The sequence below is a fragment of the Mesorhizobium sp. 2RAF21 genome, assembly GCF_052115345.1.
In the GTDB taxonomy this organism is placed as follows: Bacteria; Pseudomonadota; Alphaproteobacteria; order Rhizobiales; family Rhizobiaceae; genus Mesorhizobium; species Mesorhizobium terrae.
Genome location: NZ_JBFRGM010000004.1, coordinates 191,390 through 209,001 on the forward strand (window position 1 = coordinate 191,390; position 17,612 = coordinate 209,001).

Below are 17,612 nucleotides of genomic sequence, written 5' to 3' on the forward strand. Positions count from 1 at the left end.
TTCTCCCTATAGTCCACGATGTCGTCGGTCCCTTCGGGACCAAGAGGGAATACGGTGGGGAGGGAAGAAAATGTCCGTCCGAAACCGTGGCTGCCCCCGCAACTGTGAGCGGTAGTCCTCTCCAATGCCACTGAGGTTCGCCTCGGGAAGGTGGAGAAGGGCGCAGATCCGCAAGCCAGGAGACCTGCCGGCGACAGCAATGATGGCAATGCCCTCGGGTGGAGGGCGAAAGGACAGACCATGAATACCGCAACCATTTCCCTCGGCGCCTCGACCTCCTCGCAGTCGCGCTTCCTGCAACTGGCGCTGGCCGGCCTGCTCGGCATTTTCATCGTCGGCTTCACTGGCTTCTCGCATATCGAGGCCGTGCACAACGCCGCCCACGATGCACGCCACTCGATGGCGTTCCCCTGCCACTAACCAGGGGGAACCCACCATGTCTGTTTTTCGCAACGTCGTGTTCGTCGCGGCGATCGCTGGGCTATTGGCCGGCATCGTGCTCGCCTGCCTGCAGGCCTATGCCACCGTTCCGCTGATCCTGAAGGCCGAGGTCTATGAACAGGCCGGCGGCGGTCACGAGCATCCGGCGCCGGCTGCTCCCGCGGCTGATGCCGGCGCGGCCACCACCGCCATGAGCACGCCGGCCCCGGCCGCCGCCGCTCCGGCCGAAGAGGAAGGCTGGGCGCCCGCCGATGGCGCCGAGCGCTTCTCCTTCAACGTGGTCTCCAATATCGTCACCGGCATCGGCTTCGCGCTGATCCTTGTCGCCTTCTCGGAATTCGCCGGCGGCATCGGCAACTGGCGCCAGGGCGTGTTCTGGGGTCTGGCCGGCTTTGCCGTCTTCACGCTGGCGCCGGGCCTCGGCCTGCCGCCGGAACTGCCGGCCATGCCCGCCGCCGACCTTCTGCCCCGGCAGATCTGGTGGGTGGCAACGGTGGTGGCAACGGCGATCGGCCTGGCGCTGATCGCCTTCCGCCGCTCGCTGCCGCTGACGATCCTGGCGGTCGCGCTGATCGTCGCGCCGCACATCGTCGGCGCGCCGCAGCCGGCAAGCTACGACACGCCGATCCCGGAAGGCCTGCACCACCAGTTCGTGGTGGCGGTCACCATCACCAATCTGGTGTTCTGGCTGGTGCTCGGCGCCGTCGTCGGCATCGTGCGCGGTCGCTTCACCGGGCAGGCGTCGAACCTTCGCGACAGCTTTGCCTGATCGGCAAAGCGTTTGCTTCATCATCGGCGGTGCGCGCTCGGGCAAGAGCGCGCATGCCGAAAAACTCATTACAGCGCTGCCGGCGCCGTGGACCTACATTGCCACCGCACAAGCCTATGACGAGGAGATGCGCGAGCGCATCGCCCATCACCGCGCCCGCCGTGGCGAAGGGTGGGAAACGCTCGATGCGCCGCTCGACCTTGTCGGCGCGCTCACGAGTTTGCCGTCGGGGCGGCCGGTGCTGGTCGATTGCCTGACGCTCTGGCTCACCAACCACATGCTGGCCGAACACGATGTCGAGGCCGAATGCGCGCGCCTTGTCGCCACGCTCGCCAAACCGCGCGGCCCATGGTTCGTGGTTTCCAACGAGGTGGGCCTGGGCATCGTGCCCGACAATGCGCTGGCCCGCCGTTTTCGCGACGCCGCCGGGCGTCTCAACCAGCAGGTCGCCTCGGTCGCCAGTGAAGTGGTGCTGACGGTTGCCGGCCTGCCGCTCAAGGTGAAATGACATGACCGGGATCGACGAGGCGGAAGCCGAGCGCCATCGCGCCAAGATGGCCAAGCGCAAGGCCGTGCAGGACGCCGAGGTGGCGGCAAAGACAATCGAAAAAGGCCTGCTGATCGTCAACACGGGGCCCGGCAAGGGCAAGACCACCGCCGCCTTCGGCCTGGCGCTGCGCATGCTGGGTTACGGCCGGCGCGTCGGCGTTGTGCAGTTCATCAAGGGCAAATGGCACACCGGCGAGCGCGAGGCCTTCGCGGCTTTCGGCGAGCGCGTCGTGTGGCATTCGATGGGCGAGGGTTTTACCTGGGAAACGCAGGACCTGAAGCGCGACGTCGCGGCGGCGCAAGCCGCCTGGGTCAAGGTCGAGGAACTGATGGTCGACCCGTCGATCAGCCTCTTGGTGCTGGACGAATTGAACATCGCGCTGCGCTACGATTATCTCGACCTCGACCGTGTCGTGGCGGCGCTGAAGGGCCGGCGCGAGGGGCTGCATGTCGTCGTCACCGGCCGCAACGCCAAGCCGTCGCTGGTCGAAGCCGCCGACCTCGTCACCGAAATGGGCGCCACCAAGCACCACTTTTCCGCCGGCGTGAAGGCGCAGCAGGGCATCGAGTTTTAGGCACCTTTACTTCCCTTCTCCCCCTGAGGGAGAAGGTGGATCGGCGCGTAGCGCCGAGACGGATGAGGGGTGTTGGAAGAAACGAGACGGCGCGAGAATAGAATTGCTTCGGCGCTATCCTGGTTTGGGTAAGTTGCGCTCCGGCCAACACCCCTCATCCGACCTCGCCTTCGGCTCGGCCACCTTCTCCCACAAGGGGAGAAGGAAGACCGCCGTCGCCTACCACAGCACCAGCGCCACCACCCCGAACAGCGCGATCAGCAGCATGTCGGCCGCCCAATAGAGCCGGAGCGCTTGGCGGATGTCAGCGCTGGTGACGGCGGTGCGGCCGCCTTCGCCCATATGGCGGCCTTCGACCAGCACGCCGCCATAGGAGCGTGGACCGGCGAGCGCCAGACCCAGCGCACCTGCCATCGCGGCTTCCGGCCAGCCGGCATTGGGCGAGCGGTGAAAGCGCGCGTCGCGCCACATGGCGCGCCAGGCCTCGGCCGAGTCGGCACCCCTGACGAAGAAGGCGGCAGCGACGATCAAAAGGCCGGTCAGGCGCGAGGCGGGCAAATTGATCAGATCGTCGAAGCGCGCCGCCGCCCAGCCAAAGGCCTCGTGGCGCTCGCTGCGGTGGCCGATCATGGAATCGGCGGTGTTGGCGGCCTTGTAGGCGACGCCGCCGGCCAGCCCGCCGATGCCCAGCCAGAAGGCGGGCGCGACGATGCCGTCGGAGAAATTCTCGGCCAGGCTTTCGATCGCCGCGCGGCCGACCGCCGCCTCGTCGAGTTTTTCAGGGTCGCGGCCGACGATCATGGAGACCGCCTTGCGGCCGGCCGCCAGCCCGCCCGAGTCCAGCGCGTCCGCCACCGCCTCGACATGGGCAGCCAGGCTCTTCTGCGACAGCAGCGAACTCGCCAGCAGCGCCACCGCGACAATGCCGAGCGGCAGCGCCAAAAGCGCCGTCTCGGCCAGGCGGGCGATGGTTGCCGGCACCATGACGATGACCAGCAGCGAAAAGACGCCGGCCATGCGACGCGCGGCGTCGCTGTCGGCGGCGCGGTTGAGCCCGCGGTCGAGACAGGATATCAGGGCGCCGATCCAGGTCACCGGATGGCCGACGGCACGGAACAGCCGGTCGGGATAGCCGAGCCGAGATTCGATCAGCAGCGACAGAAAGGCGGTCAGGGCGAACATGCGGCTTCCAGGCGAGGCGATTGCAGCGGTGGATCACGGCGGAAGCCTCGGCCGGGCGCGGGCGCTGTTTCCTGGCGCACCGGAACCGTTCGTCGATCTCTCGACCGGGATCAATCCGCACTCCTATCCGCTTTTCGAGCCGCCCGCCACCGCCTTCACCAGACTGCCGGAGGCGGCGAGGTCGGCCGAGCTGGCGACTGTCGCCGCCACCGCCTATGGCGCCCCGGCGCGGGCCAATGTGGTGGCAGCACCTGGCACCCAGATCCTGTTGCCGCGTGTCGCCTCGCTGGTGGCGCCCGGTCGCGCGCTGGTGTTGTCGCCGACCTATGCCGAACACGCGCGCGCCGCCGCCGTCGCCGGTCATAAGGTGGCCGAAGTGACAAATTTCGCGGCGCTTGCCGAGGCTGATCTGGCCATACTGGTCAATCCCAACAATCCCGACGGCCGCGTCGTCGCGCGCGACGATCTGCTGGCGCTCGCCGCCCGGATGAAAGCCAAAGGCGGGTTATTGGTGGTCGACGAAGCCTTCATGGATGTCGGCCCGCGCGAGGACAGCCTCGCCGGCGACATTGGGCGGGGCGGGCTGGTGGTACTGCGCTCCTTCGGCAAATTCTTCGGCCTCGCCGGCGTGCGGCTGGGCTTCGCGCTCGCCGACACGGCGACGGCCGCACTACTCGACAGCCAGCTTGGGCCATGGGCGGTGGCAGGCCCGACGCTGGAATACGGTATCGCGGCGCTCGGCGATATTGCCTGGCAGCAGGCGATGCGGCAGCGGCTGGCTGAGGATGCCGCGCGGCTCGATGCGCTGTTTGCCCACCATGGCGTTACGGTCGCCGGCGGCACGACGCTGTTCCGCTATCTCGATTTCGCCGGCGCGCCCGGCCTGTTCGAAGCGCTCGGCCGGCAAGGCATCCTTTTGCGCCATTTCGCGCAGCGCCCGCATGCGCTGCGGTCCGGCTTGCCCGGCAACGAGGACGAGTGGCGCCGCCTCGAAGCCGCCCTTGCCGGTTGGGCCGCGACGGGCGAAGCTCGCCAAAACAGGATCCGCGCATGATCATCGTCTGCCCGCTCTCCAAGGTCGAGGCCACCGTCAACCGCGCCGGCGCCGAGCGGCTGTTGTCGCTGCTTGCCGCCGGCACCGACATGTTGCGCCCCGCCGCGATCCGGCCGGAAAACCATCTGCATCTGGTCATGCACGACATCGCCGAGGCGCAGGAGGGCATGACGCTGCCCGGCGAGGAGCATGTGCGCGCGCTGCTTGCCTTCGCCGAGGGCTGGAACCGCGCGCGGCCGCTGGTGGTGAACTGTTATGCCGGCATCAGCCGCTCGACGGCTTCCGCCTATATCATCGCCGCGGCACTGGCGCCGAAGCGCGACGAGCTGGAACTGGCCAGGACGCTGCGCTTTCTCTCTCCCTCCGCGACGCCCAATCCGCGCCTCGTCGCCGTGGCCGACCACATTCTTGGCCGCGACGGCCGCATGGTCGCCGCCATCGCCTCGATCGGCCGCGGCGCCGATGCCTTCGAGGGCGTGCCGTTCGAGCTGGAGATTGAAGGGTAGGGTGCTGGCGCCTCTATCTCCCCCTTGCGGGGGAGAAAGCGATTTCAGCATCTTAGCGAGCACGCCCGTAGGGCGGCGCAGTCTAAGTGCTAGAAATCGCAAGAGAGGGGATATTCAGCCGCGACCGTCGGCGGCCTGCAAGATCGCCCCGCAGACCGCGTCGAGGTTCCTCTCCACCTCCTCGTTCCAGAAACGCAAGATGCCGAATCCCCGCGTCTCGAAATGTCGATCGCGGACTGTATCCCGCTGCAGTTCCGCGTGCTGACTGCCGTCAACCTCGATGATCAGCCTGGCCTCGAAACAGGCGAAGTCGAGAATGTAGCCATCGAGCGGCACCTGTCGCTTGAACTTCAGGCCGTTGAGTTGGCGGTTGCGCAGGGCCTGCCAAAGCATGTTCTCGGCCTTGGTCGCATCAGTGCGCATAGAGCGGGCAAAACCACGATGTAACGGTCTGACCGGTTGACGCATTGCCGGCAAATCCCCTCTCTTGCGATTTCTAGCACTTAGCTGCGCCGCCCTGCGGGCGTGCTCGCTAAGATGCTGAAATCGCTTTCTCCCCCGCAAGGGGGGAGATAAGGCGCCTCTTACTTCACCCACTCATCCAACCTCGCCTTGCGCACATCCTTCAGCAGCGTGATGAAGCCGTCGGCCTGGTGTTCGGCGGTCTGCCGGCCCTTGTCGGCGGTTGCCTTGGCGGCCTCGCCGACCACGCCATGCGGGTTGAGGTCCTGCGACATCCAGGCGAAGGCATGGGTGCCGGTGTGGCGCAGCAGCGAAAACGTCTTCTCGGCCTCGACCACCTTCGAGACGAAATTCTCGGCCTTGCCCATGTCGACCAGCTCGGGCCGGAAATGCAGCATCATGGAGGTCTCGTAGTCGCCGCCATGGATGCCCCAGCGGTCTTCCGCCTCGCTGTAGAGCCCGGCCGGGCGGCCGAAGCGCGACCAGCTCGTCTTCACCGCCAACATCCTTTCGCGCACCCGCAGCTCGCGCGTGACGATACCCATGATCTCTTCATTGCCGCCATGCGAGTTGACGATGACGAGCTTCCTCACCCCGGCGCGGGCGATGGAGAGGCCGAGCTCGGTCCAGGCGTCGATCAGCGTCGCCGGCGGCAAGGTCAGCGTGCCCGGCGCTTCGAGATGCTCGTTGGATTTGCCGACCGCCTGCACCGGCAGGATGCGGATGTCGAGATCGGCCGGCAGGCGCGCGATCACCGTCTCCAGCATGCCGTTCATGATCGAGGTGTCGGTCGACACCGGCAGATGCGGCCCATGCTGCTCGATCGCCGCCACCGGCAGCACCGCGATCGTCGTTTCCGGGTCGATCGAGGCATATTCGGTGGTCCTGTAGTCGCCCCACCACACGCGTCTTTTCGTCATAATGTCAGTCTCCGCATCGTTGCTGGGGTGGTGCATTTCCCTTCTCCCCTTGTGGGAGAAGGTGGATCGGCGCGTTGCGCCGAGACGGATGAGGGGTGCTGGAAGAAACGAGGCATTTCAATTCCATATCTCTCACCCCATTTCATCCTACCATGGCGTTCCGTCCAGCACCCCTCATCCGACCTCGCCAATGGCGGCTACGCCGCCCGGCTCGGCCACCTTCTCCCGCAAGGGGAGAAGGGGAAGGTTCCGTTTCTCACCCGGCCGCGATCACTTCCACCTCGACCTTGAATTCGGGCCTGGCGAAACCGGTGACGATCATCAGCGTCGAGGCCGGCGCCGGGTCCGAAAATGTCCGGTCGCGCACCGCCATATAGGGTTTCAGATAGGCGCGGTCGGTGACATAGGCATTGATGCGCACCACGTCGTTCAGGCCAAGGCCGGCCTCGGCCAGCACCGCGGCGATGTTCTTGAAGCAGAGTTCGGCCTGTTCCTCGACGCCTTCGGGAATTTGGTCGTCGGCGGTGATCGCCACCTGGCCCGCGCACAGGATGAGCCGCTTGCCGGCCGGCACTTCGACGCCGTGGCTGTAGCGCGCGAATGGCGGCTTGATCGTCTTCGGCATCAGATATCGGAACATGGCGGTCTCCTTTTGGGGACGCGTTGAGACCCGGGCGAGGTCGGCCGACCAGCTCTAATCTCGACGCATCCGAGGCGGCGAAACTAGAGCCGGGCGGGGGCTTGGTTCAAGCACTGCTTTTGCACTGCCGGCATTACTTTCAACACGAAGCGCTGATGGACAGCTGCCCGGAAAATGGGCACGATGGCGACAGGAGCTGCAGGTCACGGGTTCACGTCACGGGTCGAAGGCTGGCACCGTCGGCGCAATGCCGCCACCGGTTGGGTGGCATGTGTCTTGCGTGATCGATCGACGGTGTCTTTGTGCCCGTTGCGGGCGGATGGAAGGGGAAATCGATGACACGGGTATTGGCAGGAACAATGGTGGCCGCGGCGGCGCTGCTTGGCGGCTGGATGTCGACGGCGGCGGCGAACGAGAAGGTAATCTTCGCCACCAACTGGCTGGCCCAGGCCGAACATGGCGGCTACTACCAGGCTGTGGCCGACGGCTCCTATGCCGCCTGCGGGCTGGACGTCACCATCCAGCAAGGCGGGCCGCAAGGCAGCGGCCGGCCGCTGCTGTTGGCCGGCAAGGTCGATTTCTACATGGGTGGCAACATGCTGCAGGCCTTCGACGCGGTGCAGCAGGGCATTCCGCTGCGCGTCGTCGCCGCCTCCTTCCAGAAGGAGCCGCAGGTCATCATGGCGCATCCGGGCCAGGGCCTGGACAAGTGGGAGGACCTGCCGAAGGCCGACCAGTACATTATCGGCGACGAGGGGGCGACCTCCTTCTTCCTGTGGATGGTCTCCGAGTTCGGCTTCGATCCCGCCAAGCGCGCCGTCTACACCTTCAACCCGGCTGCCTTCATCGCCAACAAGAAGTCGGTCCAGCAGGGTTACGTCACCTCCGAGCCGCATGCGGTGGCCAAGGAGGGCGGCTTCCAGCCCAACCTCTTCCTGCTCGCCGACTACGGCTTCAACACCTACGCCACCACCATCGAGGCCATGCAGACCACGATCGACAAGCGGCCGGAGGTGGTGCAGTGCTTCGTCGATGGCTCGGCCAAGGGCTGGTACAACTACCTCTACGGCGACAACAAGGCCGCCAACGCCGCCATCAAGAAGGACAATCCCGACATCAACGACGAGCAGATCGCCTTCTCCATCGAGATGATGAAGAAGTACGGCATCGTCGATTCCGGCGAGAGCGAGAAGCTCGGCATCGGCGCCATGACCGACGAACGCATGCAGAGTTTCTACGACAAGATGGTCAAGGCCAAGGTTCTGCCCGCCGGCATCGACATCAAGAAGGCCTATACGCTGCAGTTCGTGAACAAGGGCGTCGGGCTCAATCTGAAGAAGTGAGTGCGGCTTCACCTTCTCCCCTTGCGGGAGAAGGTGGCCCGGCGCGCAGTGCCGGGACGGATGAGGGGTGTTGGAAGAAACGATGCACTTCAAAATCCTGCCGTCCTGTTCGGTCGCCCGCCTAGGCGTGGCAAGTTCGCACTCCGTCCGGCCCACCTCATCCGACTTCGCTTTCGGCTCGGCCACCTTCTCCCGCAAGGGGAGAAGGGATGAGCATTTATCCACGGAAAGGCACTGATGTTGCAGCAGACGGTTATGCGCGGGGAGGGCATCGACAGCGGCACGCCGCTGCTTCACCTGCGCGGCGTCGGCAAGGTGTTCTCCAACGGGGTCACCGCGCTCGACAATGTCAATCTCACCATCAGCCAGGGTGATTTCGTCAGCCTGCTCGGGCCTTCCGGCTGTGGCAAGTCGACCGCGCTCAGGCTGATCGCCGGGCTGTCGACGCCGACGTCCGGCGCGCTGGAATGGCAAAAGGCGCTGGGCGACGATTGCGTCGGCTTCGTCTTCCAGGAGCCGACCCTGCTGCCCTGGGCGAGCGTCTTCGACAATGTCTGGCTGCCGTTGCGGCTGCGCGGCGTGTCGCGGCTCAAGGCCACGTCGGCGGTGATGGAGATGCTGGCGCGCGTCCATCTGGAAAACTTCGCCGACGCGGTGCCGCGCGAGCTTTCCGGCGGCATGAAGATGCGTGTCTCCATCGCGCGCGCCATGGTCACCAAGCCGCGCGTTCTGTTGATGGACGAGCCATTCGCGGCGCTCGACGAGATCACCCGCTTCAAGCTCAACAACGACCTTCTGGAACTGTGGCAGCAGGAGCGGTTCACCGCCATCTTCGTCACCCACAGCGTGTTCGAAAGCGTGTTTCTCTCCAACCGCATCGTGGTGATGGCGGCGCAGCCGGGCCGTGTCTTCCGCGACATGGCGGTGGAGGCGCATTACCCGCGCGACGAGGCCTTCCGCACCTCGCCGGCCTATGCCGCTCTGTGCCGGCAGGCATCGGAGGTGCTGGGCGCGGCGATGAGCGCCAAGGCGGAGGCGCGGCGATGACGACGCTCGAGGTGCGGCCGGTGGCGCTCGACCCGGAAGAAGCGCGGCGCGTGCGCCAGCAACGGCTGGAGAAGATCGGCGGCTGGGTGCTGCCGCTCGCCATCATGGTGGTCTCGGTCTGGCTGTGGGACCGGCTGTGCGTGTGGAACGACATTCCGAAATACATCCTGCCGAGGCCGGGCGTGGTGCTGCAGACCCTGCAGGACGATGCGCCGCTGCTGTTCTCCTCACTGTGGGTGACGCTCAAGATCACCTTCCTGAGCCTCGCGCTCGCCATCGTCGGCGGGGTGGGGCTGGCGGTGCTGTTTGCCCAGTCGAAATGGGTGGAGATGTCGTTCTTCCCGTTCGCCGTCATTTTGCAGGTCACGCCGATCGTGGCGATCTTCCCGCTCATCAACATCTATGTCGACAACCAGACCGCCAAGCTTCTGCTCTGCGCCTGGATCGTCGCCTTCTTCCCGATCCTGTCCAACACGACGCTGGGTCTGAATTCGGTCGACCGCAATCTGCGCGACCTGTTCCGGCTGAACGGCGCCTCGCGCTGGCAGGAGCTGTGGCACCTGCGCCTGCCGGCCGCCATGCCCTATTTCCTCGGCGGCCTGAAGATCGCCGGCGGCCTGTCCTTGATCGGCGCGGTGGTGGCCGAATTCGTCGCCGGCACGTCGGGCCAGGCGTCGGGTCTCGCCTCGCGTATCATCGAGGCGGGCTACCGGCTGAACGCGCCGCGCCTGTTCGCGGCGCTGATCCTGATTTCGGTGACCGGCATCGTCATTTTCCTGGTGTTGTCGCTGCTGTCGCATCTCGTCCTGCGTCGCTGGCACGAGAGCGCCTTGAAGCAGGAGGCGTGATGGCGGACAGATGCCGCGTTTTGGCGGGAACTTGCATCAATTCAGGCGGATTCTGCACCATCAAGGGGGCAGGTGAACAAATCCCGACCGCCATCGACAGCCCTTTCGCGATAAAGCCATGACAAACAAGCGCAAAACTTTTTCACCGCGTCGCGAAATCCGGTTTCTCTCCACATCCAAGCGCTGGCCGAAGGTCGGCGGAGCGGCGACATGAGCAGGCTGCCGATCCCACAATCTGGCAGTTATGTGCTTGAAAACGCCCGCCTTCACCTGTCGCTGACGGCCGAGCTGGACGGTCCAGCGGACGCGGACGGCTTCGTGCGCGCCGATATCACGGTTGCCGACGGCCGCATCGCGTCGATCGCGGCCCATCGGCCGTCGCCTTCGCCGGGCGCCATCGACCTCAAGGGCCGCATCGTTCTACCCTGTTTCGTCGATTGCCACACCCATCTCGACAAGGGTCATATCTGGCCGCGCAGCCCCAATCCGGACGGTTCCTTTGCGGGCGCATTGCATGCGACAAATGCCGACAGAACGACGCGCTGGAGCGCAAAAGACGTGTCGGCGCGCATGGATTTTGCATTGCGGACGGCTTTCGCGCACGGAACCAAAGCCATCCGCACGCATCTCGACAGCGCAGCACCCCAGGATGCGATCTCCTGGCCGGTGTTTGAGGCAACGCGGGAAAAATGGCGCGGAATCATGGACTTGCAGGCCGTCTGCCTGGTCGGTATCGAGGAAACCCGCGACGCGGCCTGGTTTGCCGGCCTGGCCCGGCGTGTGGCGTCGGCCCGCGGTATGCTGGGCGCCGTCACCTATATGGTACCCGACCTCGACCTGCTGCTCGACCGGATGTTCCAACTCGCGATCGAGCATGATCTCGACCTCGACTTCCATGCCGACGAGACCGACGCGGTCGACGCTATCTCCTTGAAAAGAATAGCGGAAGCCGCACTTCGACATCGCTTCCAGGGCAAGATCCTGGTTGGCCACTGCTGCTCGCTGGCGCGCCAACCGGACAGCGATGTTCTCGACACCCTGGACAAGGTGGCGCAAGCCGGGATCGCCGTCGTCTCGCTGCCGATGTGCAATCTTTATCTCCAGGACCGCCGGCTGGATGGCACGACACCGCGCTGGCGCGGGGTGACGCTGCTGCATGAAATGAAGGCGCGCGGCATTCCGGTCGCGGTCGCCTCCGACAACACGCGCGATCCGTTCTACGCCTATGGCGATCTCGACATGCTGGAAGTCTACCGCATGGCGACACGCATTCTGCATCTCGACCACCCGGTCGGCGACTGGCCGAAGGCGGTGACGGCGACGCCGGCGGCGATGATGCGCTTGGACAGCGCGGGCACTTTGGCCGCCGGCGGCCCGGCCGATCTTATTGTTTTCAAAGGAAGAAGCTGGACCGAGTTGTTGTCGCGGCCGGAGTCCGACCGCGTCGTCATCCGAGCGGGAAAACCGGTTGACGCTGCCTTGCCCGACTATGCCGAACTCGACGAACTGATGGTGGAATGATGGATCTTGCGGCGCTGAAACGCGATCTCGATGGGTTGAAGATCGAGGACAACGAGAAGATCGTCCAGCAGAAGAGCCGCGATTTCTACTGGTACAGCCCGGTTCTGAAGCGGCAGCTCGACCATGTCAGCGGCGATCTGGTGGTGACGCCGAAAACGCAGGCCGAGGTCATCCGCGTGCTCGCCGCTTGCCACCGCCTTGGCGTCCCGGTCACGCCGCGCGGCACCGGCACCGGCAATTACGGGCAGGCGATGCCGCTGTCTGGTGGCGTCGTGCTCAATCTCGCCGAACTCGATGAAATCGTTGCGATTTCTCCGGGTCGTGTGGTGTGCGGACCGGGCGCCATCCTGGCCGATATCGACCGCGCGACGCGTGCCCATTCGGCGCAGGAATTGCGCCTGCACCCTTCCACCTACAACACCGCTTCGATCGGCGGCTTCATCGCCGGCGGCTCGGGTGGCGTCGGATCGATCAATTTCGGCGGCTTGCGCGACTTCGGCAACATCATCCGGCTGCGTGTCGTCACCATGGAGGCGGAACCCAAGGTGCTGGAACTGACCGGCGAGGATCTGCACAAGGTGACCCACGCCTACGGCACCAACGGTATCATCACCGAGGTCGAGATGCCGCTGACGGCCGCCTATGACTGGGTGGACGTGCTGGTCGGCTTTGACAGCTTCATGGGCGCGGCGCGCTACGGCAACGCGCTCGCCTGCCAGGACGGGCTGTTGACCAAGTTGATCACGCCGATCGCCGCACCCGTGCCGCAACTCTATTTCAAGCGGCACCAGAAATTCCTGCGTGAGGGGCAAAGCATCTGCGCGGTGATGGTCGCGCCGCATGCGCTCGATGCTTTCCTGGCCTTCACCCGCCGCGAGGGCGGCGAAATCGCCTACAATGCGGCGACGGCAAGAGACGAGGACAAGAAGGGCCTGCCGCCGGCCTATGAGCTTGCCTGGAACCACACGACGCTGAGGGCTTTGCGGGTCGACCCGTCGATCACCTATCTGCAGTCGCTCTACCCGTTCCCCAACCAGTTGGCACTGGTTGAAAAGATGGATGCGATGTTCCCGGGAGAGGTCTTTTCGCACCTCGAATTCGTGCGTCTCGACGGCAACATCACCTGTTTCGGGCTCAATCTCGTGCGCTTCACCACGGAGGAACGGCTGGACGAGATCGTGCGGCTGTTCGAGGAGAATGGCTGCCCGATCTTCAACCCGCACCGCTACACGCTGGAGGAGGGCGGCATGAAACAGACTGATGCCATCCAGCTTGCCTTCAAGCGGCAAGCCGACCCGCAGGGGTTGCTCAATCCCGGCAAGATGATCGCGTGGGAAAATCCAGATTACGACTATCGCTCGGGAAAGACGTTTCTGTTCAAAGGCTTGGCGGCGAGGTAGGCATGCGGGTACTCGTCGTCTATTGCCATCCGGTGCCGGAGAGCTTCTGCGCTGCCGTGCGCGATGCCGCACTTGAAGGCATCGCCGGGAAAGGGTGCGAGGCACGGCTGGTCGACCTCTATGCCGAGAATTTCGACCCGGTGATGCGCGATGGCGAGCGGCGCGACTACAATGAACGCGCCCCGGTCGATCCGGCACTCGCCGCCCATATCGCGCATCTGAACTGGGCCGAAGCGATCGTGTTCATCTATCCGACCTGGTGGTATGGGCTGCCGGCGATGCTGAAGGGCTGGCTCGACCGCGTCTGGGCAAAGGACGTGGCCTTTTCGCTCGACGCGGGCGGACGGATCACGCCGCTGATGGGCCATGTCCAGAAGATCGCGGTGGTGACGACTTGCGGCGCACCGCGCTGGTGGTCGCACGTGGTTGGCCATCCTGGCCGCAAGACCATTCTGCGCGGCATTCGCGCGCTTTGCGCGAAGCGTTGCAAGACGCTGTTCCTGGCGCACTACCTGATGGACGCCTCGACGCCGGAGAGCCGCGCGGCTTTCCTTGGCCAGGTGCGCCAGAAATTGCAGGCGTTTTGAAATTAGCTTTCCTCTCCCTGTTTACGGGGAGAGGATGCCGGCAGGCAGGTGAGGGGCAGCGCCGGATTCCCCGAGGCTAGCGCTGCCCCTCATCCGACCCTTCGGGTCACCTTCTCCCCGTGAACGGGGAGAAGGAAGGGGCGCCTACATCCGCACCCGCTCGGCCTTTGGATCGTATATCGGCTTCAATGAAGCCTCGGCGGCAAAACGCTCGCCGGCGATTTCGATCTCGTAGGATGACGCCAGCACATCCGCTTCCGTTTCACCCTGGCAAGGCACGTAGCCGAGCCCGATGGCGCCGCCGAGATGATGGCCGTAATTGCCGGAAGTGACGGTTCCGACGATCTTGCCGTCACGAACGATCGCCTCGTTATGGAACAGCAAGGGTTCGGGATCGGTGAGGCGGAATTGCACCAAACGGCGGTCGAGGCCGGCATCCTTCCTGCGCAGCACCGCGTCGCGGCCGAGGAAATCGCCCTTGCCGGTTTTCACGGCGAAGCCGAGACCGGCCTCCAGAACGTGGTCCTCGTCGGTGATGTCATGCCCGAAATGGCGAAACGCCTTTTCGATGCGGCAGGAATCCAATGTGTGCAGGCCGCAGAGTTTCAAACCGAAGTCCTGGCCGGCTTCTTCGATGGCTTCGAACACATGCGCGGTCTGGTCGGTCGGCACATAAAGCTCCCAGCCGAGCTCGCCGACATAGGTGACGCGGTGGGCGCGGGCGAGGCCCATGCCAATCTCGATTTCCTGCCAGGTGCCGAACGGATTTCTGTCGTTCGAGAAATCGTTCGGGCTCACCTTTTGAATCAAATCCCGCGCGTAAGGCCCCATCAGGCAAAGCACACTTTCGGCCGACGTGACGTCGGTGATGACGACGAATTCGTCGGTGAGATGCTTGCGCAGCCAGGCAAGATCGCGCTGCAAGGTGGCGCCTGGAACGACGGCGAGGAAGGCCATCTCGGAAAGCCGCGACACGGTGAGATCGCTCTCGATGCCACCCTTGCCATTCAGCATCTGTGTGTAGACGATTTTGCCAGGCGCCACGTCCATGTCGTTGGCGCAGAGGCGTTGCAGGAAGGTCAACGCGTCGCGGCCTTCTATCCTGATTTTGCCGAACGAGGTCATGTCGAACAGGCCGACGCCGTTGCGGACGGCGAGATGTTCGTCGCGCTGGTTGCCGAACCAGTTCTGCCGCTTCCAGGAATAGCGGTACTCGCGCTCCTGGCCCTCCCTGGCGAACCAGTTGGCGCGCTCCCAGCCGGCGACTTCGCCGAACACGGCGCCGCGCGCCTTCAGGTGTTCGTGCAGGGGCGAGCGCCTGATGTTACGGGACGTCGCCATCTGTCGGTACGGAAAATGGTCGGCGTAGAGCAGGCCGAGTGTTTCGGAAACGCGTTCCTTCAGATAGCGGCGGTTCTTCTGGAAGGGCTGGGTGCGACGGATGTCGACCTCCCAAAGGTCGAACGGGGCTTCACCGTCATTGATCCATTGCGCCAGCGCCATGCCGGCGCCGCCCGACGAGACGATGCCGATCGAATTGTAGCCGGTGGCCATCCAGTAGCCAGATAGTTCCGGCGCTTCGCCGAGATAATAGCGATCGTCGGGGGTAAAGCTTTCCGGCCCGTTGAAGAAGGTGTGGATGCCGGCGGTGGCCAGCATCGGCATGCGGTTGACGCCCATTTCGAGGATCGGTTCGAAATGGTCCATGTCCTCGGGCAACTGGTCGAAGCAGAAATCCTCGCGGATGCCGTCCATGCCCCAGGGCTTGGCGACCGGCTCGAAGGCGCCGAGCATCATCTTGCCGGCGTCTTCCTTGTAGTAGGCGCATTCGTCAGGCACGCGCAGGACTGGCAGGCGGCCAAGGCCGGGAATCGCCTCGGTGACGAGGTAAAAGTGTTCGCAGGCGTGCAGCGGGATGGTGACGCCGTTCTGCGCACCCAGTTCGCGGGCCCACATGCCGGCGCAATTGATGACGATGTCGGTTTCGATCGTGCCTTGTTCGTCACCTTGCGCCCAGGAGACGCCGGAAACGCGGCCATCCCTGCTATGAACCTTCGTCACCTTGACGTTCTCGACGATTTTTGCGCCGCGCTGCCGCGCGCCCTTGGCCAGAGCCATGGCGATGTTGGCCGGGTCGCATTGGCCGTCGAGCGGCAGGTGCACGGCGCCGACCACGTCGGACACATTGAGATGCGGATACATCTCCTTGACCTCGCTGGGCGAAATCTCGCGGACATCGACGTTGAAGGCACGGGCCAGCGATGCCTGCCGGTAGATCTCGTGCTTGCGCTCCTCGGTGAGCGCGACGGTGATGGAGCCGACCTGACGCATGCCGGTGGCGACCTCGGTCTCGGCTTCCAGCTTGACGTAGAGGTCGGCCGAATATTTGGCGAGCCGCGTCATGTTCTGCGAGGCGCGCAGCTGGCCGATCAGGCCGGCGGCGTGCCAGGTGGTGCCCGACGTCAACTGCTTGCGCTCCAGGAGCACGATGTCGGTCCAGCCCAGTTTCGCGAGATGGTAGGCGACTGAGCAGCCGGATACGCCGCCGCCGATGATAACGGCGCGGGCTTTCTGGGGAAGTGCGGTCATGCGGCCTCGCGTCGATAGGCTGAAACGAAGCGGCGCAGCCTCTCGGCCGCTTCGAGCAGAACGGGTTCGGGCTGGCACAGGCTGATGCGGATGTGGCCGGCCGCGGCATCGCCGAAGGAAGAGCCGGGCATGACGCCGACATTCTCGTTTTCGAGAAACGCCCAGGCGAATTTTTCGTCGTCCGGTTCGACCGCGCTGATATCGAGCATGGCATACATGCCGCCCTCGGAACCGCGCACGGTGACATCGTTCATGCCGTGCACGGCGTTGAGGAAGAGCTTGCGCCGCCGCGCATAGAGCGCCGCGATCTGGTCGACGCCGTAGTCGTTGTTCAGCGCCTCGATCGCCGCGCGGCTGACGAAATCGGTCAGCCCGTAGGTCGTCACGAGATTGAGGCTGATCAGCAGGGCGACCAGTTCCTCCGGCCCGGTCAGCCAGCCAAGGCGCCAGCCGGTCATGCCGTGGCTCTTCGACATGGAGTTGATGACCAGCGTGCGCTCGGCCATGCCGGGCAGGGCACGCGGCGACAAATGTTCGCCACCGCCGAGCGTCCAGTAGACCTCGTCGGACAACAGCCACAGATCGTGCCGGCGGCAGACATCGGCGATGCCTTCCAGCGATTTCCTCGAATAGACGGCGCCGGTCGGGTTGTTCGGGGTGTTGATCAGCATGGCGCGGGTGTTCGGCCGCACCGCGGCCTCGATCGTCTTTGCATCCGGCTGGAAGCCGTCGGTGGCGCGGGTTTCGACCACGGTGAAATCGGCGCCGGCGGCACGGAAGGTGCCGGGATAGGTGGCATAGTAGGGCGCAACGACGATGGCGTGGTCGCCTGGGTCAAGCACGCCTTGCACGGCGGCATAGAGGGAGGCCTGGCCGCCCGGCGTGGCGATGATTTGTTCGGCGCTTGTTTCAACGCCCGTGCAGCGCGTCGAAATCCGCGCCATCGCTTCGCGCAAGGCGGGAATGCCGGGAAGCTGGGTGTAGTGATGATGACCGGCGCGCAGGGCGGCGACGCCGGCCTCGACGGTTTCGGCGGGCGTATGGAAGTCGTGGTCGCCGACCGAGAGCATGATGATGTCCTCGCCGGCTTCCTTGCGCTGCCAGGCGGCGAAATGCACCTCCCAGCCGTCCTTGCCGGAAGGGGTGATGCCGGAAATGCGGGAAGAGGGTTTGGGCATG

The 17,612-nt window shown here is 65.0% G+C and carries 18 protein-coding genes and 1 riboswitch; of the genes, 12 read left to right on the forward strand and 6 right to left on the reverse strand.

Features of this window, described 5'->3' with window-relative positions; translation table 11 throughout:
- Positions 1-8 precede the first annotated feature (8 nt).
- Positions 9-206, forward strand: a riboswitch (cobalamin riboswitch).
- 34 nt (positions 207-240) lie between these two features.
- From AB4136_RS08340 to cobO, 4 genes are read left to right on the forward strand one after another with little or no spacing between them, the layout of a single operon-like run.
- Complete coding sequence (locus AB4136_RS08340; protein WP_024924628.1) at positions 241-420, forward strand: CbtB domain-containing protein; 180 nt, start codon at positions 241-243, stop codon at positions 418-420.
- Positions 421-436: 16 nt separating this feature from the next.
- The gene (locus tag AB4136_RS08345) at positions 437-1,210 is read left to right on the forward strand and encodes a CbtA family protein (protein WP_024924629.1); all 774 of its coding nucleotides are present in this window, start codon (positions 437-439) and stop codon (positions 1,208-1,210) included.
- Positions 1,203-1,718 (forward strand): bifunctional adenosylcobinamide kinase/adenosylcobinamide-phosphate guanylyltransferase, encoded by a 516-nt coding sequence (gene cobU, locus AB4136_RS08350; protein ID WP_065998066.1) that lies wholly within the window; start codon positions 1,203-1,205, stop codon positions 1,716-1,718. The genes AB4136_RS08345 and cobU overlap by 8 nt, the downstream gene beginning before the upstream one ends.
- A 1-nt stretch (position 1,719) precedes the next feature.
- Positions 1,720-2,334 carry a cob(I)yrinic acid a,c-diamide adenosyltransferase gene (gene cobO / locus AB4136_RS08355; RefSeq protein ID WP_024927117.1) on the forward strand — a complete coding sequence of 205 codons (615 nt, stop codon included), beginning with the start codon at positions 1,720-1,722 and terminating at the stop codon, positions 2,332-2,334.
- Between the two features lie 219 nt (positions 2,335-2,553).
- Here cobO and cbiB read toward each other — a convergent pair whose 3' ends face one another.
- Positions 2,554-3,516, reverse strand: a complete 963-nt coding sequence (gene cbiB / locus AB4136_RS08360) for an adenosylcobinamide-phosphate synthase CbiB (protein ID WP_137900544.1) — start codon at positions 3,514-3,516, stop codon at positions 2,554-2,556.
- Here cbiB and cobD point away from each other — a divergent pair.
- Both cobD and AB4136_RS08370 read left to right on the forward strand, forming a co-directional pair.
- The gene (cobD, locus tag AB4136_RS08365) at positions 3,515-4,570 is read left to right on the forward strand and encodes a threonine-phosphate decarboxylase CobD (RefSeq protein ID WP_024927115.1); all 1,056 of its coding nucleotides are present in this window, start codon (positions 3,515-3,517) and stop codon (positions 4,568-4,570) included. The two genes, cbiB and cobD, sit on opposite strands and share 2 nt — an antisense overlap.
- On the forward strand, positions 4,567-5,076 hold the full coding sequence (locus AB4136_RS08370) for a tyrosine phosphatase family protein (RefSeq protein WP_137900545.1): 510 nt from the start codon (positions 4,567-4,569) through the stop codon (positions 5,074-5,076). Before cobD ends, AB4136_RS08370 begins: the two co-directional genes overlap by 4 nt.
- A gap of 114 nt (positions 5,077-5,190) precedes the next feature.
- Here AB4136_RS08370 and AB4136_RS08375 read toward each other — a convergent pair whose 3' ends face one another.
- From AB4136_RS08375 to AB4136_RS08385, 3 genes are all read right to left on the reverse strand, one after another.
- The gene (locus AB4136_RS08375; RefSeq protein WP_024927229.1) at positions 5,191-5,544 is read right to left on the reverse strand and encodes an endonuclease domain-containing protein; all 354 of its coding nucleotides are present in this window, start codon (positions 5,542-5,544) and stop codon (positions 5,191-5,193) included.
- Positions 5,545-5,660: 116 nt separating this feature from the next.
- Positions 5,661-6,458, reverse strand: a complete 798-nt coding sequence (locus tag AB4136_RS08380) for a creatininase family protein (RefSeq protein WP_024926780.1) — start codon at positions 6,456-6,458, stop codon at positions 5,661-5,663.
- 256 nt (positions 6,459-6,714) lie between these two features.
- Positions 6,715-7,098 carry a RidA family protein gene (locus AB4136_RS08385; protein ID WP_024926781.1) on the reverse strand — a complete coding sequence of 128 codons (384 nt, stop codon included), beginning with the start codon at positions 7,096-7,098 and terminating at the stop codon, positions 6,715-6,717.
- Positions 7,099-7,433: 335 nt separating this feature from the next.
- Between AB4136_RS08385 and AB4136_RS08390 the strand changes: the two genes are divergently transcribed.
- The 6 genes from AB4136_RS08390 (at position 7,434) to AB4136_RS08415 (ending at position 13,844) form a co-directional block, all read left to right on the forward strand.
- Positions 7,434-8,441: an ABC transporter substrate-binding protein gene (locus AB4136_RS08390; RefSeq protein WP_024926782.1), complete on the forward strand. Its 1,008-nt coding sequence runs from the start codon at positions 7,434-7,436 to the stop codon at positions 8,439-8,441.
- Positions 8,442-8,678: 237 nt separating this feature from the next.
- Complete coding sequence (locus tag AB4136_RS08395; protein ID WP_024926783.1) at positions 8,679-9,488, forward strand: ABC transporter ATP-binding protein; 810 nt, start codon at positions 8,679-8,681, stop codon at positions 9,486-9,488.
- Positions 9,485-10,336: an ABC transporter permease gene (locus tag AB4136_RS08400; protein ID WP_024926784.1), complete on the forward strand. Its 852-nt coding sequence runs from the start codon at positions 9,485-9,487 to the stop codon at positions 10,334-10,336. The genes AB4136_RS08395 and AB4136_RS08400 overlap by 4 nt, the downstream gene beginning before the upstream one ends.
- A gap of 210 nt (positions 10,337-10,546) precedes the next feature.
- The gene (locus AB4136_RS08405) at positions 10,547-11,857 is read left to right on the forward strand and encodes a cytosine deaminase (RefSeq protein WP_036254704.1); all 1,311 of its coding nucleotides are present in this window, start codon (positions 10,547-10,549) and stop codon (positions 11,855-11,857) included.
- Positions 11,857-13,257, forward strand: coding sequence for an FAD-binding oxidoreductase (locus tag AB4136_RS08410; protein ID WP_024926786.1), 1,401 nt, complete (start codon positions 11,857-11,859; stop codon positions 13,255-13,257). Before AB4136_RS08405 ends, AB4136_RS08410 begins: the two co-directional genes overlap by 1 nt.
- A gap of 2 nt (positions 13,258-13,259) precedes the next feature.
- Positions 13,260-13,844, forward strand: coding sequence for an NAD(P)H-dependent oxidoreductase (locus tag AB4136_RS08415; protein WP_024926787.1), 585 nt, complete (start codon positions 13,260-13,262; stop codon positions 13,842-13,844).
- A gap of 144 nt (positions 13,845-13,988) precedes the next feature.
- Here the strand turns inward: AB4136_RS08415 and AB4136_RS08420 are convergent, their stop codons facing one another.
- Positions 13,989-16,433: a GcvT family protein gene (locus AB4136_RS08420; protein WP_024926788.1), complete on the reverse strand. Its 2,445-nt coding sequence runs from the start codon at positions 16,431-16,433 to the stop codon at positions 13,989-13,991.
- A complete protein-coding gene (locus tag AB4136_RS08425) occupies positions 16,430-17,611 on the reverse strand; it encodes a pyridoxal phosphate-dependent aminotransferase (protein WP_024926789.1) in 1,182 nt (393 codons plus the stop codon). The genes AB4136_RS08420 and AB4136_RS08425 overlap by 4 nt, the downstream gene beginning before the upstream one ends.
- Position 17,612 lies beyond the last annotated feature (1 nt).

Bases quoted from the DNA above. Each gene is read 5' to 3' on its own strand.
- AB4136_RS08345 (WP_024924629.1), top strand. From the start codon at position 437: ATGTCTGTTTTTCGCAACGTCGTGTTCGTCGCGGCGATCGCTGGGCTA.
- AB4136_RS08340 (WP_024924628.1), top strand. From the start codon at position 241: ATGAATACCGCAACCATTTCCCTCGGCGCCTCGACCTCCTCGCAGTCG.
- cobD (WP_024927115.1), top strand. From the start codon at position 3,515: ATGCGGCTTCCAGGCGAGGCGATTGCAGCGGTGGATCACGGCGGAAGC.
- AB4136_RS08375 (WP_024927229.1), bottom strand. From the start codon at position 5,544: ATGCGTCAACCGGTCAGACCGTTACATCGTGGTTTTGCCCGCTCTATG.
- AB4136_RS08395 (WP_024926783.1), top strand. From the start codon at position 8,679: ATGTTGCAGCAGACGGTTATGCGCGGGGAGGGCATCGACAGCGGCACG.
- cbiB (WP_137900544.1), bottom strand. From the start codon at position 3,516: ATGTTCGCCCTGACCGCCTTTCTGTCGCTGCTGATCGAATCTCGGCTC.
- AB4136_RS08405 (WP_036254704.1), top strand. From the start codon at position 10,547: ATGAGCAGGCTGCCGATCCCACAATCTGGCAGTTATGTGCTTGAAAAC.
- AB4136_RS08415 (WP_024926787.1), top strand. From the start codon at position 13,260: ATGCGGGTACTCGTCGTCTATTGCCATCCGGTGCCGGAGAGCTTCTGC.
- cobO (WP_024927117.1), top strand. From the start codon at position 1,720: ATGACCGGGATCGACGAGGCGGAAGCCGAGCGCCATCGCGCCAAGATG.
- AB4136_RS08380 (WP_024926780.1), bottom strand. From the start codon at position 6,458: ATGACGAAAAGACGCGTGTGGTGGGGCGACTACAGGACCACCGAATAT.
- AB4136_RS08425 (WP_024926789.1), bottom strand. From the start codon at position 17,611: ATGCCCAAACCCTCTTCCCGCATTTCCGGCATCACCCCTTCCGGCAAG.
- AB4136_RS08410 (WP_024926786.1), top strand. From the start codon at position 11,857: ATGGATCTTGCGGCGCTGAAACGCGATCTCGATGGGTTGAAGATCGAG.
- AB4136_RS08385 (WP_024926781.1), bottom strand. From the start codon at position 7,098: ATGTTCCGATATCTGATGCCGAAGACGATCAAGCCGCCATTCGCGCGC.
- AB4136_RS08420 (WP_024926788.1), bottom strand. From the start codon at position 16,433: ATGACCGCACTTCCCCAGAAAGCCCGCGCCGTTATCATCGGCGGCGGC.
- AB4136_RS08390 (WP_024926782.1), top strand. From the start codon at position 7,434: ATGACACGGGTATTGGCAGGAACAATGGTGGCCGCGGCGGCGCTGCTT.
- AB4136_RS08370 (WP_137900545.1), top strand. From the start codon at position 4,567: ATGATCATCGTCTGCCCGCTCTCCAAGGTCGAGGCCACCGTCAACCGC.
- AB4136_RS08400 (WP_024926784.1), top strand. From the start codon at position 9,485: ATGACGACGCTCGAGGTGCGGCCGGTGGCGCTCGACCCGGAAGAAGCG.